Below are 14,927 nucleotides of genomic sequence, written 5' to 3' on the forward strand. Positions count from 1 at the left end.
CCTTGATTTATTAGAAGCTTAGCATTCAAGATGCTAAGCTTTTTTTAGTCTAACTGTGAATCTGTCGTTTGGGTATGAAATCTGTCTATTCAGAACAGCATCATACTCAATGCTTTTTCATGTGATAGAATATTTTTAAAGTGAGAAGGAGAAAGTTATGAAATTAGAATTTAATCAAATCAATAAGTTTTTTGACGAACATCATGTTCTTAAAGATATTTCTTTTGAAGTTAATAGTGGCCAAATTTTTGGTTATCTTGGACGTAATGGTGCTGGGAAAACAACATCAATTCGAATTTTGATGAATGTTTTCAAGTCGAATTCAGGTTCTATTACGATGGATGGAAAACCATTCAATCCTGAAGATTACCGGATAGGCTATCTACCTGAAGAACGTGGTATGTATTCGAAAACAAAGGTTATTGATCAACTTGTTTACTTTGCAATGCTTCGAGGTGCCACACGTGATGAAGCGATGACTTCTGTGGCTTACTGGGCAAAACAATTTAAGATTGAAGAGTATCTCGGTCGAAAATTAGAAACCTTATCAAAAGGGAATCAACAAAAAGTACAAATCACTCAAGCATTTCTAAATGATCCAGATATCTTAATTTTAGATGAACCTTTTAGTGGATTAGATCCTGTTAATTCTCAAGTATTTCAAGATGCATTAACAGATTATATTGCAGATGATAAGATCATCATCTTCTCAAGTCACCAAATGAGCTATGTTGAAACGTTTTGTGATGACATTGCGATTATTAATGAAGGGTCAATAGTTCTAAATGGATCCCTTAATTCAATTAAAAAGGAACTTGGTAAAGATAAAATTCGTATACAAGCACGTAATTATGATACGAAGGAATTAATGGAGAAATTACGTACTGATTTGGTTTCAGTTGAATCGGATGAAAAATCGGTTATTGTTTCCTTATCAAAAGAATTATCAAAGAAATCGTGGATGACATCTATCATTGAATCTGATATTGATTTGAAACTCTTGTCCGATTATGAACCAAGTCTTCAAGATATTTTTGTAGCAAAGGTAGGAGATCATCATGAATAAACTCAAAACGGTTTTTAAATTTGAATTTTTAGAAATGTTGCGGAAACGTAGTGTTAAAGTAACGACTCTAATTTTATGTATTGCAGTGTTGTTGATGACATCAGTGCCAACAATTCAATCTGTGTTTATGGATGAAAAATCAGATGAGACACAGACAAGTGAAGTTGTCCCAGAGGAACGAAATGAATGGGGATTTATTTTTGAAGATAATTCAGTCGATAAAGAGAAGTTTACAGTGCTTCTTGGACTGGATCACCTTAAACAATTTGATTCTGAAGACAATATGAAGACTGCTCTTCTTAATAAAGAAATTAAAAAAGGATATATTGTTTACAATAGTACATCTTATAAAGTTCTAACAATTGATAAGGATATGTTCGGTTTTGAGGATAGCATTATCGAGGATACTTTAAAAACAATGGCAATAGACGAGAATTTTAAAGGAAGTAATATCGATGTCTCGGATGCACGTAATGCAATGAATGTGTCAATTACATCTGAGATTGAGGCGATCGGAAAAGATTCATCTCAAGGTTTCTTTATTGCGTATGTCATTCTGTTTGCGATGTATATGTTGATTCTATTCTTTGGTCAATCTGTAGCAACATCGGTTGCACGTGAAAAAGACAGTAGAACTATGGAGTTACTCATTACAAGTACAGATCCGAAAGTTCTTATTTTAGGGAAAGTGTTTGCGATGGGTGCTGTTGGATTACTTCAGGTAGGTACGATTTTATTATCCGTATTTATCGGTTTTATGCTTAACAAAGTAAACTATGATCCTGATATTTTGATGATGGTACAAGGTTCACTAACGGTGTCTACGGCACTTGTATATTTCGTGTTCTCAGTTGCGGGTTATATTCTATATCTGTATATATTTGCAGCATTGGGATCCTTGATTTCTAAAGTGGAAGATGTAAGTTCTGCGACAACACCAATTACAGTCTTGTTTGTGATTGCGTTCTTTATCGCTTCAAGTAGTTTAAGTGCACCAGATAGTCAATTAACAATTATTAGCTCTTATGTACCGTTCGTCTCATTATTTACAATGCCGATTCGCTTCATGTTAACTTCGGTTAATTGGATTGAAATTGTGATATCAATGGCGATTATGATTTTATCAACATTAGTGATTGCGAAGATTTCGGTTTATATTTACCGATTCGGATCTTTAAATTATGGAAATAAATTAAAAATAAAAGATATTATAAAAGCAAAAAAATAACTCTCATGAGTTATTTTTTTTGCTTTGTAATTTCTAAGATATTTGTATAATCTAGAATACGATCGGTGCAACGATGTTTTGAAGCACGGCTACGATACTCCAGCCTGCGACGCGACTTGTGCGGCTATAGATTTTTAAATCTGTTTTAATTTCTTCGCCTTCAAGCATGATACGGTGCTCATCACCAACGTAACCTGGAATTGCATTAATCTTAAGGGTTGTGTTTTCTGGTCCAGCACTTGCAAGTGCAATAGCTACAGAAACGTTAACGTGTGTTGGTAATGCAGCAATTGCTTCTTTTGTTGTACCTGAGAATACTTCAACAGGTTCTTGAGTATCAATTAATCCTTCGCGATTTAGTGATGTATGTACTAATGCACGAGGGGATTTCATTCCTGTCATTTTTACGTTTACAGGACTCATGAGAGTAGCAGTACGTAAAATATCAAATCCTCCTACTGCTCCACTTGCGATATGAACTTTTTTACCTGTCTCACGCGCAACTTCTTGTACGTGATTATAAAATGTCGCATCAGCAAATGCTCCAATTGATAAGACAACTAGATTTGAACCGGAACGTAGTACTGTTTCAGTGTAGTCAACAACTGATTTTACAGAAGCTGCTTCCGATGTATAGTCTGGCTCAAGTGCCATTAGTTCATCAATTGTTGAACATGCTTTACAACCATAGTAGTTTGCGAATGCAGCGGTACGAATTGGGTTTCGACCTAATACTCCAACAAGTTCATATTCAGGAAGATAACCATCTACCCAAGCTTGAGCTACGATATCGTTGAGAAATCCTGGCCCAATTAACGCTAATTTTAATTTTTTCATAATAATTCCTTTCCTAATTTATATAAGTATCTTAACATATATTTCTTCAAGTGAACCGGTTTATAAAGATTTTGTTTCGGGAGGTCTTTGTTTAGTCATTTGTTTTGATGGAAACAAATTCAAAAGTAGTGGGTGTCTCTGTTAATAAGGAACCATAGTACTCACTATTTATTGGTAGTGGTGTATAGAAAAGATTCTTCACTCTATTTTCTAAAAGTTCCAGTACAGAAAAATGTTGAAAATCTTTTTCGATACGAAGATCAAAAAATTTTATATAACACTCTTTAAGACACCAGATTTCGTAGAAACTTTGGATGCCGTGATGTTTTACATACTCAGCTTCTTTGTGATGGTAAAACCGATTTGCGATTTTCAAGAAGTCTATATTCTCTTCGAATTTTTGGATGTCAATACTAATTGGATTCAGACTGAATGCGTAGGTGGAAAATGCCGCAGTAATAGTTTTACTATAGTAAAAATCATTGTTTAGGATAATAGGTTTTCCATTTGCTGTTTTATAAAGATACCAAGTGTTATCGAGTTTGTATCGTTTCGTAAAATCTTGAATACAAGCATCAAGGGTATGAAGTTTGGGCTCTTTTGTTTGATAGATAATTACGTGATTTTCCATAGAGTCCTCCTTATTAATGCAAGCATAGCATTATTGTTGTGTATTTTTTGTGCACTTAAGAATCTATAAGTCGTTCTTAAGATTGTGTTAAGAAAGCGAATGTTATAATTGGCACGAAATAAAAGGAGTTTTATGATGAATCATATATTAAAGCATCTCGAATTAAGTGCAGAACGTTATCCAGATAAAGTTGCAGTCATTGAACCAAATCAGACAATAACTTATGAAAATCTGAATAATAAGGCTCGTATCGCGGCAACATGGTTTATAAATCAATTTGAAATGAATAAACCGATTGTTATTTTTAAGGAGAAAGGGATTGATACACTTTCTTTAATGTTTGGTACAGCCTATGCATGCTGTCCTTACGTAATCATAGATCCATCACAACCTAACGAGCGTATCATTTCAATTCTAAAAACATTAAAAACGAATTGTATTATTGGCGATGATGATCAAAAAGATCGTATTGAAAAATTTGGTCCAAACATTAAATTTATAAATATTAAAACAGTGTTTTGTGGAAAATCAGAGGATTCACTGATAGAGAATCGATTGTCATCGCATATATCGACAAATCCACTCTACATCCTTTTTACATCAGGATCCACAGGCAATCCGAAGGGTGTTGTTGTTTCACATCAATCTGTAATCCGATTTATTCGCGATTTTACAGATAAGTTTCGTTTTTCTTCACACGATGTTATTGCGAATCAGGCGCCTTTTGATTTTGATGTTTCGGTTAAGGATATTTATAGTTCGATTATGAAAGGTTCTACCTTAGTGTTAATACCTAAATCTTATTTTACAAATCCTGTAACCTTGTTGGACTTTATTTGTGAATCGAAAGCAACTGTACTAACGTGGGCTGTATCAGCGTTATGTCTAGTGAGTCAATTAAAGGGTCTATCCTATCGGAAACCAAGTCAGTTGAGACAAATTATGTTCAGTGGAGAACGTATGCCCATTAAACATTTAGAAAAATGGCGTGAAGCCTGTCCAAACACTGAGTTTGTAAATCTATATGGACCAACTGAAATCACATGTAATTGTACTTACTATGTTTTGGAATCCCAACGAGAATATGCTGAGGAACTTCCAATTGGCATTCCGTTTTATGATGATGAAGTATTTCTACTAAATGAAAAAGATGAGCTTGTCAAAGATTCGGAGATGCTTGGGGAAATTTGTGTTGGAGGTTTGAGTTTAGCGCTAGGATATTTTAATAACCAAGTACAAACTGATCGAGTATTTGTTCAAAACCCGTTGAATCCATATTATCGAGACATCATTTATCGTACTGGGGATTTAGGATACTATAACAAAAATGGTGAATTATGTATTAGAGGTCGTAAAGATTTTCAAATAAAGCATATGGGTCATCGAATTGAGCTAGAAGAAATCGAACGTAAAATCGAGGAGCACCCAAATGTTTCTAGAGCCTGTTGTATATATCATGAAAAAAAATATAAAATCTATGGCATCTATCACGGTAATCTCGATGTGAAGGCGCTTATTTCATATCTTGAAACAAAGCTACCACATTATATGATTCCAAATACATTTATACAGGTGCATCAGATGCCCTTAACAAAAAATGGGAAAATAGATCGTCAACTCTTAAAATCGGAAGTAGGGATACAAGTATGAATCTGAAAGAACTGTGTACATCTAACAATGAACTCAAAACACCATGTTATATCTTCGATGTTGATTTTTTAGAAGAACATGTCAAAGAAATCAAGGCATCATTACCGAATAATACAAAGTTATGTTATGCAATGAAAGCCAATCCGTTTTTAGTTGGTATTCTCGACAAAATGGTGGATTCATTTGAAGTATGCTCTCCCGGAGAATACCGAATTTGTCAAAGGAATAATATTTCTAATCTAAAAATTATTCTTTCTGGGGTTTATAAAAATTCTGAAGATATCAGGGAGATTATACAGATGGAAGAGCAACCCATCTATACCGTCGAGTCAATGAAACAACTGGAATTACTCAACGATTTATCAACTGAGTATCAAAAACAGATAAACGTAATCTTACGACTCACGAGTGGGAACCAATTTGGTATGGATGCTTCCGAAATTGAACGGGTATTGGATCAAACAAATCGGTACCGGTTTATAAAGTGGCATGGAATTCAGCTTTATTCAGGAACACAAAAGCATAAGCTAAACAAAGTTCTAGGAGAAATCGAATCGTTAAAATCATATATTGAGACATTGAGAAGTCGTTATCAAATAAGTCTACCGTGTTTAGAGTTTGGACCAGGATTGGGTGTACAATACTTCGAATCAGACAAACCAACACTTTCTGTTTCTGAATTTAGTTCCGTTCTGAGAAGTCTCAATTATGATGGAACAATTGTTTTAGAAATGGGACGAATAATTGTTGCGGCGTGTGGTACATACTTGACGCGTGTTGTAGATATAAAAACAAACGACATGAAGCATTATGCGATTTTAGATGGCGGCATTCATCATGTAAGTTATTACGGTCAGTTTCTAGGAATGAAGTGTCCTAGTATTGAACGTGTAGATATGGAAAAATCTCCAGAATTACATGCTCAGTGGAATTTGTGTGGTTCTTTATGTACCGTAGCAGATGTTTTGATAAAAGATTACGAAACACCACTCGCATTAAATGATGTTGTGGCATTTAAAAATGTAGGAGCCTACAGCATTACTGAAGGAATTAGCTTATTCCTAAGTAGAGATCTTCCACAAGTAAACCTATACCGTAAACAAACCGGTATTGAGATCATTAGAGATACAATTGAAATAGATAGACTGAATTCAGTTAAGGAGAAATAAACATGAATAAATTACTTGAAATTTTAGAGGATATTAAACCGAACATCGATTATGAAAAAGAAAATGAGCTTGTAGATAAACGAATTCTTGATTCGTTTTCAATCCTCACATTGGTTGCGGAATTGGAAGATTCCTTTGACATTGAAATTCCGTATGATGAAATCAAACCGAATAATTTTAATACACTCAAGAATATGTGGGAAATGGTAAGTCGTCTTAGCGGTGAAAACTAATGGCATATCATAATTATATTTATCTCTTCCTGTTTTTACCGATTGTAATGATTGCGTATCAATTGTGCAATAAAAAATATCGGTACTTAGTAATGCTTCTTGGAAGCATTACTTTTTATCTCTTAATGAGCTCAAAATTAATTGTGTATTTGCTGCTTATTAGTCTATCAACTTATGTCATTGGGCTAGGCTTATCTCAATCGAAACAAAAGTATAAAAGATTCCTACTGTGTCTTGGTATTCTCATTCCATTAGGGATTTTGACGGTCTTCAAATATTACAACTTTATCGGAGAAAATCTTAATTCTGTCATAAAGGGATTCGAATTAACCATTCCATATCGAAAGTTTATTCAACCAATCGGTGTTTCATTTTTTTCATTACAAGCAATAAGTTATCTTGTGGATGTGAAAATGGGAAAAACAAAAGCAGAACAAAATCCGCTTAAAATATTACTATATCTATCATTTTTTCCAACGATTATTGAAGGTCCGATAGCACGATATGATCAGGTTATTCCACAGCTTAGTGCTGGTGAGGCAATTACATATTCTTCGCTAACGTTTGGATTACAAAGAATACTCTGGGGTCTTATTAAAAAAATCGTAATTGCCGATCGTCTTGATCCTTTCGTGGGTTCAGTATTTAAGAATGTAGACACAAATGGAGGTGTCGTAATTTTGATTGCGATTCTTGCATATACGCTTCAACTTTATTCAGAATTCTCGGGTACGATGGATATTGTTTTAGGAAGTGCTGAAATATTTGGAGTGAAACTTCCGGAAAACTTTAACCAGCCGTTCTTTTCAAGAAGTGCATCTGAGTTCTGGAGACGCTGGCATATGACGCTGGGTGGTTTCTTCAAAGATTATATTTTTTATCCAATATCATTATCAAAGTTTAACCGCAAACTTACAAAATCACTTAAAGCAAAAATTGGTAAAAGATATAGTCGCTTGGTACCGACATTAGGTGCCCTCTTATTAGTCTGGATATGCAATGGACTTTGGCATGGAGCACAGTGGCAATACCTAGCCTATGGTATGTATTATTTTGTAATCATTGCATTGGGAATGATTCTCGAACCGATTTTCTCTGGTTTTTTTCATAAAACAAAGATTAATCGCGAAAGTAGAATACTAGATGGATTTAGATGGGTACGAACTATGGTAATTGTTAATGTTGGAATGATGTTATTTCGTTCTCACGGATTATCAAAGGCATTGTCGATGTTTATAAAGATGATTCAAGATTTTAATGTGAATCAAATTGTGGATGGATCGCTTTTAAATAAAGGTATGGACATTCACGATTTTGGAATTATTTTAATTGGCTTTACCATCATGGTTGTTGTCGGTTTTCTTAAAGAAAATCATATCCAAATAAGAAGTCGAATTGCGCAGTGGAAAAGTTACCTTCGTATTCCGTTTTATTATGCTGCGATGTTGTTCTTAGTCATCTTTGGGGCTTATGGTTATGGTTATGCCATCGTAGAACTCATTTATGCAAACTTTTAGGAGGTCTTATGAAAATAATTAGATCAATTTTGTTTACCCTTGGTTTTATTGCTATATTATTTACAATAACACCTCTTTTTGCTCCCTATGAAATCGACCAATTTGCCAAAGGAAACAGTACAGCATTTAACGGCATTTTTGCGGAAGATACCAATCGTCTTGATATGCTTTTCACGGGTGATAGTGAATCATTTACATCTTTCATGCCAATGCGATTTTGGGAAAAACTCGGTATTAAATCGTACAATATTGCAGTCGCATCTCAAAATTTAGCAGATGGTCATAAGACAATAAATCATATTATTCAAAAGCAAAATCCGAAATTGATTGTTTTAGAAACAAATCAAGTTTATACCAATATTGGAGGACTTGCGAATCTTGTGGACAAATCGATGACAAATACGTTGGCGAATGTCTTTCCAATTTTGAATTACCATGATAATTGGAAGCAGATTTTATCGCTTCAAAAAGCACAAAGTGTTGAGATTAAGCGAAATCCTCTGAAGGGGTGGCGCATTAATCGTAAAGAAAATGCATATGAAGGTGGACCGTATATGCACAAGACATTAGAAGAGCGCGAAATTCCGACTCTAAATCGCCATTACCTTGATGAAATCGTTTCTTTATGTAAAGAACATAATATTCAATTGCTTCTTGTTAGTGTCCCATCTCCAAGAAATTGGAGTTACGAAAAACACAATGGAGTAAGTAACTATGCAAAAGAAAATCAAATTCCGTTTTTAGATCTGAACTTAGAAGCCGATTCTATGGGCATTAATTGGCAAGAGGATACCTACGATAAAGGTGATCATTTGAATATTAAGGGTGCAGAAAAAGTAACAAAACGTCTCGTTGAATATGTCGGACAAAATTATCAAATTAAAAGTGAATACACTGAAGCGGAACAAGACTTATGGAAGAAAGATTTTGATGCGTTTATTCAACAGATTAATCCCTAAGCTCAATGAAACAAAGATGCACTAAATCTTAAAATTTCTTAAATAACACACAAAGTATAGTAAAAGCGACATATAATAGAGTAAAGGAGGTGCTTATGAAAAAGATACTTATCGTTGATGACGACAAAGAAATCAGAGATTTAATGAAACGTTATTTAGAAATCGATGGTTATGAGGTTGTAGTAGCTTCAGATGGTCATGATGCAATGCGCGCGCTCGATGAAAGCATTAAGCTCGTAATTTTGGATGTGATGATGCCTGAAATAACTGGGTTTGAGGTGAGTGAGGCAATCCGAAAACATTACAATGTTCCTATCTTATTTGTTTCCGCTAAAGCCACAGAACAGGATAAGTTTGTTGGGTTTTCTGTTGGAGGCGATGATTATCTAAGCAAACCATTTTCTTTTTCTGAGCTAAGCCTTCGTGTTAAATCACTCTTAAGACGCTATATTCAGTATGATCGAGCAACAGAAAATGCATTGGAACAGAATAAAGTTAATACGATTGATTCAATTACAATTGATCTTGAAAAAGGCATAACTCTTAAAGATGGATTGCCACTTGATTTAACGGAGCGTGAATTCCGTATTTTAAAATTGTTAGCGACCAATCGTGGAAAAATTTTCTCGATTCAAAGTATTTATGAAAACGTTTGGCAAGATGAATATTTATACTCGTCAGCAAATACGGTTATGGTACATATCCGCAATTTGAGAAAAAAAATAGAGAACTGCCCGGAAAATCCTAAAATTATAAAAAACATCTGGGGTCGAGGTTATAAAATTGATTAAACATCGTACGCAGTCACTCACGCTTGGATTAAAAATATTTCTCATTACGGTTGGTTCAATCATGGCGTCGTTGTTAGTATTTGTAATCACAATCACGGTATCTATTGATCCAATTGCTACATATGTGAAAGGTGAGGAACGGATTCACTCAAGAATGCTTAACGATAAGCAGGATCTACAACACTACATTATTGATAACGATATTACGCCAATGAATATCGAAGATTTGAGTCCGTGGTTAGAAAATCACAAATATATGATTATCTATATCGTGGATGTGGATAACAATAACATTGTGTATACAAACGATGATCTTTTTGTAAGTAAAGAACTAGAGATTGCCGGGAATACATCACTTGAATCGACGATGCTATATATCGGTGGCAAGTATTTCTATATTGATATGTTGTATTCTGTACGCGCCGAAGTAGAAAATTATGCAACCTATCTCGCCTTAATTCTTTCATCAATTACCTTTTTGCTTGTCTTTTATTATGGGATTCGGAACATTACGAAAAGGGTTAAGCAACTTACTAATGAGATTGAAATTATTGGAGCAGGAACGCCCAATAGTTTTATCAGTGATAAAGGAAATGATGAGCTAGGCCGATTAAGTTTTGAAATTAATGCCCTTATTACTGAATTATCTCAAAAAAACCAAGAACTTGTTATTTCTGAAAATGCACTAAAAGAACTCGTAACAAGCCTAGCCCACGACTTAAGAACGCCACTGACTTCTTTAATTGGGTATATTACCCTTATAAAACTTGAAGCACAATCAGAAGATATTGAAGATCTTGCTAACCGATGTGAACAAAAAGCACTTCAAATGAAGACGATTTCTGATGAGTTATTCTCTCTCTTCTCGACGCTCTCTCTAAATGAAGATAGTGAGTTACCTCTTGAGCGTGTACATGTACAGGACTTTATGGAAGGTGCTGCTGATCGTCTCAAGTCAGATTTAAATCTCAAAGATTTTGAGGTAGTGATTCACCAAACAGTAAATGAAGAGCACCATTATGTAAACCTGAACATATATTATATGGATCGCCTTTTCGAAAACATCATTTCGAACGTGTTAAAGTATGCAGAGCCAAAATCAACGATAAAGATTGAAATTACAATTGAAAATTCATCGTGTACTCTTGAGATTGAGAATGCGATTAGAGTTGATCAAGTTACTGAAGAAGCATCTGGTTTTGGATTACTATCGTGTCGAAAAATTGTTGATACTCATAAAGGTCATTTTTCAACTTCAAAAGATGAAAATGTCTTTACAACAAAAGTTGAGTTACCAACCAATCAATAAAAAAAACAGCGATATATTTTCGCTGTTTTTATTTGACTAATATTCGTAGTTACCAAGCATTTCAGTATTCTCGACACGCCACGAGATAAGTTTTACGCGTACAATAATTCCATATAATCCAAATGTAACTAGAGTCAAAATCCACCATATGACCCAGTGACCAAATAGACTTACAGAGTCACCGTTAAAGCGAAAACGTTGTCCATTGATAACTGTATGTTCTGACTCCCAACGATAGGTTCGAACGAGAATCCAAGGTGTACCTAAACCTAAAGTGAAAATTGCGATAATAATATTAACTAACTGTAATCCAATATAGGACCAAATTGATCCGTCAAAATATGATGATTTCATATAAATCCTCTTTTCTATTTTTTATTTCGATGTTTTAAAAAGTAAAATACAACTGATCCAAGAGCTACCGTTATGAGGGTAGCGAAGATCATGGTTTGCCATGAACCAAAGATCACAATCGCAACATAATTTATAATTGCGATAATAATACCTAATAAAGCGATTAATCCATAAAAACTTTTCATTTCAATACCGAATTGGTGGCTGATGATATGTTTTTTCTTCTCAGCATAATACCCTGCAAACAGTATTGCGATGGTCACTACAAAGACTAACCAATTTAATTTGAAAAATGTGCTCATCTTATATTCCCCCTTTATATTTTAATCAACTCAGACTGATCAAGATTAAAATCATGGATGCAATAGCTATGCGTGCTATAACTGTCATAGGTTCTATAAGCATAGGTCTGAGTTGAAGTAACCATAAACGACATATACTGAGTATAGTCAATCGTTTTTCTTTGTGTAATGACATTTCCTTTGGCGATATCAACACCGTTTAGAATGTGATTTGCGGTAATAATAAGTTCTTTATCTGTATTTGGTTTTTGAGCGCTTAGTTTTGAGTAAAGTGCTTTTATAAAACGTGAGGGAGGTGTTAAGTCTCCAGGAATCCCAAAGGTTCCACTACCTTGCCCAAATGGTTTAAACTCTTTTCCGTAAAGTGTTCTTGGTTCAACTTGACCTGGATCAAGACCAATATAATTGCGAATATTTGTTAGATGCCAAGTATAGTCGGGACTGTTTGTAAGTACCCCAATTTGATTGTCATGAATTTGAATTCCAAGTTCAGTGGGTTCTACAATAATGGATGCACCTTCTGCATCTTGGAAAACCCAATGAAGCGGTGGGACAATCCCTAGGAATTCAATAACATGATGTGTAATCGGATGCTGCTCAAACATAAGACGTACATCATTAATGGTCTTGCACTGCGCAAGTGCCCACATGACAACTTCGTGTGGTGCAAGCGATTGATTGGGTACACACTCTTGGTCATAGCTTGCATAACCCTCAAAATATAAAGCAGCTGCCGCAAGTCCATGTTCATTAATTCCATCTGCTAATGCGTAAGAACCAATATTTTTAGCGAGTCCGAGATAAGCATAATGACTTGAGACCTCATGATCTAAATAAGTAAAATGAAGTGGAATGTTACGTGGAATTAAAACCATTTCAGGATCAAGTTCGAATGAAAAATCCATTGTTCGAGCCATTAAAAAATGATTCTGAGTACTTTTTAACGTGATGTTTGTGCACATATATAAACCTCCCAAGATTTACCTTGCATGAATATTATAGGGGAAATCTTTATATAATACATAAAACCAAGGTGATTTCGCAAGAATATCATCGTTTCATCACAATTGAATCCTTATTAAATTTCCCCTCCACCCTCATTTATTAACAAAATATCACACTAGATTTGGCTCTGAGTGATACGATGAGTTAAAGAAACCAATGGCAGGAGGTGCAGGATGATATTAATCGGAGAAGTTGCACAGTTTTCAGATATCGCATTTAATGTAATACTTGGTGGTTTTGGAATGTTTTTATTAGGGATCAAGTTGCTAGGGGATGGTTTTAAAGATGCAGCAGGATCAAAAATAAGAGATTATATTGAACGGTATACCGGTAATTTACTCTCCGCAATTCTGGTGGGAACGGTAATCACGGCACTTATGCAGTCGAGTACAGCGGCTACTGTAATTTCAATCAGCCTTGTTCGTGCGGGATTGATGAGTCTTGAGGCAGCAATTGGAATTTCTGTTGGCGCGAATTTAGGTACTACGGTAACGGCTTTGATGATTGGACTGAATATAGAGGCCATGGGTTATTATTTTGTCTTTATTGGTGCCATAATCCTTCTTACGAAGAAACGCTATAAAAGTGTGGGTCAGATATTCTTTGGACTGGGAATAACATTTGTCGGTCTTGAGTTAATGAGTGATCAACTCATCATCTTGCAAGATGTTCCACAGTTTGAAGCTTACTTGGTAAAAATGTCAGATAATCCATGGCTTGCGTTATTAGCAGGAACGATTGGTACAGCAGTAATCAACTCATCAATGGCTGTGATTGCGCTTGTCCAAAAAATATATGCAGGTGGAGGGATGTCGATGGTTGCAGCCTCTGCATTTGTATATGGATCAAATGTAGGAACAACTCTAACCGCAATCCTTGCTTCAGCGGGAGGATCTGTATCCACAAAAAGAGCAGGTTGGTTTCACGCACTTTATAATGTAATTGGTGCACTCATAACCATGCTGTTTATCTATCCGTATTCCAACTTTATATTATATCTTAACGGGAAAATGGGTGGATCACCGGAAATGGCAGTTGGAATTAACCACTTTGTCTTTAATTTAATTTGGGTAGTTGGAATTATTCCATTTATTCCAGCGTGTATCAGACTATTAAAAATTCTAATACCTGGAGAGGATCGCATTAAAGAACGCGAAAAAATTGAAGCACTGGATTATGAGTTAATCAAGACATTCCCCGATGGTGCTTTTCAATTAGCGCAGAAACAAACACTACAAATGGCCGATTTAGTTGTGGAGTCATTTGAAACTACACATGACTATCTTACAACTCGTGATGATGAAGATTTTGATGTCATTGGCCAGTTGGAAGAGATGGTCAACGAATTAGATTATAATCTAACTCGTTATCTGCTTGCGATTGCGAAGGACACACAACTCGATGGCCGTATGGCAGAACAATATTCAACCAGCGTTGATATCGTAAAAAATATCGAAAGAATGGGGGATATTACGACCAATATTGCGGGATTTTATGAACGGATTTTTGAAAACAGAGGAACATTCTCAGATGAAGCTCTGTATGATCTTGAAACCATGTATAAACTTGTATTGGATATGATACAAAGAAGTTTCAAAATACTTAAGTCAGATTCCCTACAAGGATATGAAAAATTGGTGCAGGATGAGGATTACCTTGATTTAATTGATGTGAAATACCGTGAACGTCATTTCCATCGTATTTCTGACGGTATTTGTGATGATCCAATCGCAAGTAGTTTATACGTTGATATTCTTGCTTCGTTAGAGCGACTTGGTGATCATTGTATTAATATCGTAGAGAAGGTAAAAGAACGCAATCCTGAGAAAATGCTTGAAACGGAAATACAAATTGATACAATGAATTAAGATTGAGT

General features: G+C 35.0%; 15 protein-coding genes. 10 read left to right on the forward strand and 5 right to left on the reverse strand.

The genetic code is table 11. The annotated features are described in order from the left end of the window. Positions 1–157: 157 nt before the first annotated feature. Complete coding sequence (locus EL194_RS04470; RefSeq protein WP_003775780.1) at positions 158–1,066, forward strand: ABC transporter ATP-binding protein; 909 nt, start codon at positions 158–160, stop codon at positions 1,064–1,066. Next, positions 1,059–2,294: an ABC transporter permease gene (locus EL194_RS04475; protein ID WP_003775779.1), complete on the forward strand. Its 1,236-nt coding sequence runs from the start codon at positions 1,059–1,061 to the stop codon at positions 2,292–2,294. Before EL194_RS04470 ends, EL194_RS04475 begins: the two co-directional genes overlap by 8 nt. Positions 2,295–2,345: 51 nt before the next feature. On the opposite strand, the gene EL194_RS04480 is transcribed toward EL194_RS04475, so the two are convergent. Together EL194_RS04480 and EL194_RS04485 are read right to left on the reverse strand one after the other, a co-directional pair. Continuing rightward, positions 2,346–3,131 (reverse strand): aspartate dehydrogenase domain-containing protein, encoded by a 786-nt coding sequence (locus EL194_RS04480; protein ID WP_003775778.1) that lies wholly within the window; start codon positions 3,129–3,131, stop codon positions 2,346–2,348. Between the two features lie 91 nt (positions 3,132–3,222). Continuing rightward, positions 3,223–3,762 carry a 4'-phosphopantetheinyl transferase family protein gene (locus EL194_RS04485; RefSeq protein ID WP_003775777.1) on the reverse strand — a complete coding sequence of 180 codons (540 nt, stop codon included), beginning with the start codon at positions 3,760–3,762 and terminating at the stop codon, positions 3,223–3,225. 135 nt (positions 3,763–3,897) lie between these two features. Between EL194_RS04485 and EL194_RS04490 the strand changes: the two genes are divergently transcribed. The 7 genes from EL194_RS04490 (at position 3,898) to EL194_RS04520 (ending at position 11,390) form a co-directional block, all read left to right on the forward strand. Next, positions 3,898–5,412, forward strand: coding sequence for an amino acid adenylation domain-containing protein (locus EL194_RS04490; RefSeq protein WP_034886863.1), 1,515 nt, complete (start codon positions 3,898–3,900; stop codon positions 5,410–5,412). After that, the gene (locus EL194_RS04495) at positions 5,409–6,581 is read left to right on the forward strand and encodes an alanine racemase (protein WP_003775775.1); all 1,173 of its coding nucleotides are present in this window, start codon (positions 5,409–5,411) and stop codon (positions 6,579–6,581) included. The genes EL194_RS04490 and EL194_RS04495 overlap by 4 nt, the downstream gene beginning before the upstream one ends. 2 nt (positions 6,582–6,583) lie before the next feature. Next, on the forward strand, positions 6,584–6,814 hold the full coding sequence (locus EL194_RS04500; RefSeq protein ID WP_003775773.1) for an acyl carrier protein: 231 nt from the start codon (positions 6,584–6,586) through the stop codon (positions 6,812–6,814). Further along, positions 6,814–8,331 (forward strand): MBOAT family O-acyltransferase, encoded by a 1,518-nt coding sequence (locus EL194_RS04505; RefSeq protein ID WP_003775771.1) that lies wholly within the window; start codon positions 6,814–6,816, stop codon positions 8,329–8,331. The genes EL194_RS04500 and EL194_RS04505 overlap by 1 nt, the downstream gene beginning before the upstream one ends. 8 nt (positions 8,332–8,339) lie before the next feature. Further along, positions 8,340–9,290 (forward strand): hypothetical protein, encoded by a 951-nt coding sequence (locus EL194_RS04510; RefSeq protein ID WP_003775769.1) that lies wholly within the window; start codon positions 8,340–8,342, stop codon positions 9,288–9,290. 95 nt (positions 9,291–9,385) lie between these two features. Next, complete coding sequence (locus EL194_RS04515; RefSeq protein WP_003775768.1) at positions 9,386–10,081, forward strand: response regulator transcription factor; 696 nt, start codon at positions 9,386–9,388, stop codon at positions 10,079–10,081. Next, on the forward strand, positions 10,074–11,390 hold the full coding sequence (locus tag EL194_RS04520; RefSeq protein ID WP_003775766.1) for a HAMP domain-containing sensor histidine kinase: 1,317 nt from the start codon (positions 10,074–10,076) through the stop codon (positions 11,388–11,390). Before EL194_RS04515 ends, EL194_RS04520 begins: the two co-directional genes overlap by 8 nt. A 36-nt stretch (positions 11,391–11,426) precedes the next feature. Here the strand turns inward: EL194_RS04520 and EL194_RS04525 are convergent, their stop codons facing one another. Genes EL194_RS04525 through EL194_RS04535 form a run of 3 tightly spaced genes read right to left on the reverse strand, consistent with a single transcriptional unit; the run spans position 11,427 to position 13,008 of the window. Continuing rightward, complete coding sequence (locus tag EL194_RS04525; RefSeq protein WP_003775764.1) at positions 11,427–11,744, reverse strand: DUF6693 family protein; 318 nt, start codon at positions 11,742–11,744, stop codon at positions 11,427–11,429. Positions 11,745–11,758: 14 nt separating this feature from the next. Further along, complete coding sequence (locus EL194_RS04530) at positions 11,759–12,046, reverse strand: hypothetical protein (RefSeq protein ID WP_003775763.1); 288 nt, start codon at positions 12,044–12,046, stop codon at positions 11,759–11,761. 14 nt (positions 12,047–12,060) lie between these two features. Further along, complete coding sequence (locus tag EL194_RS04535) at positions 12,061–13,008, reverse strand: linear amide C-N hydrolase (protein ID WP_003775762.1); 948 nt, start codon at positions 13,006–13,008, stop codon at positions 12,061–12,063. 216 nt (positions 13,009–13,224) lie between these two features. On the opposite strand from EL194_RS04535, the gene EL194_RS04540 reads away from it, so the two are divergent. After that, a complete protein-coding gene (locus EL194_RS04540) occupies positions 13,225–14,919 on the forward strand; it encodes a Na/Pi cotransporter family protein (protein WP_003775761.1) in 1,695 nt (564 codons plus the stop codon). Positions 14,920–14,927: the final 8 nt, after the last annotated feature.

It is taken from the genome of Erysipelothrix rhusiopathiae, from assembly GCF_900637845.1.
In the GTDB taxonomy this organism is placed as follows: Bacteria; Bacillota_I; Bacilli_A; order Erysipelotrichales; family Erysipelotrichaceae; genus Erysipelothrix; species Erysipelothrix rhusiopathiae.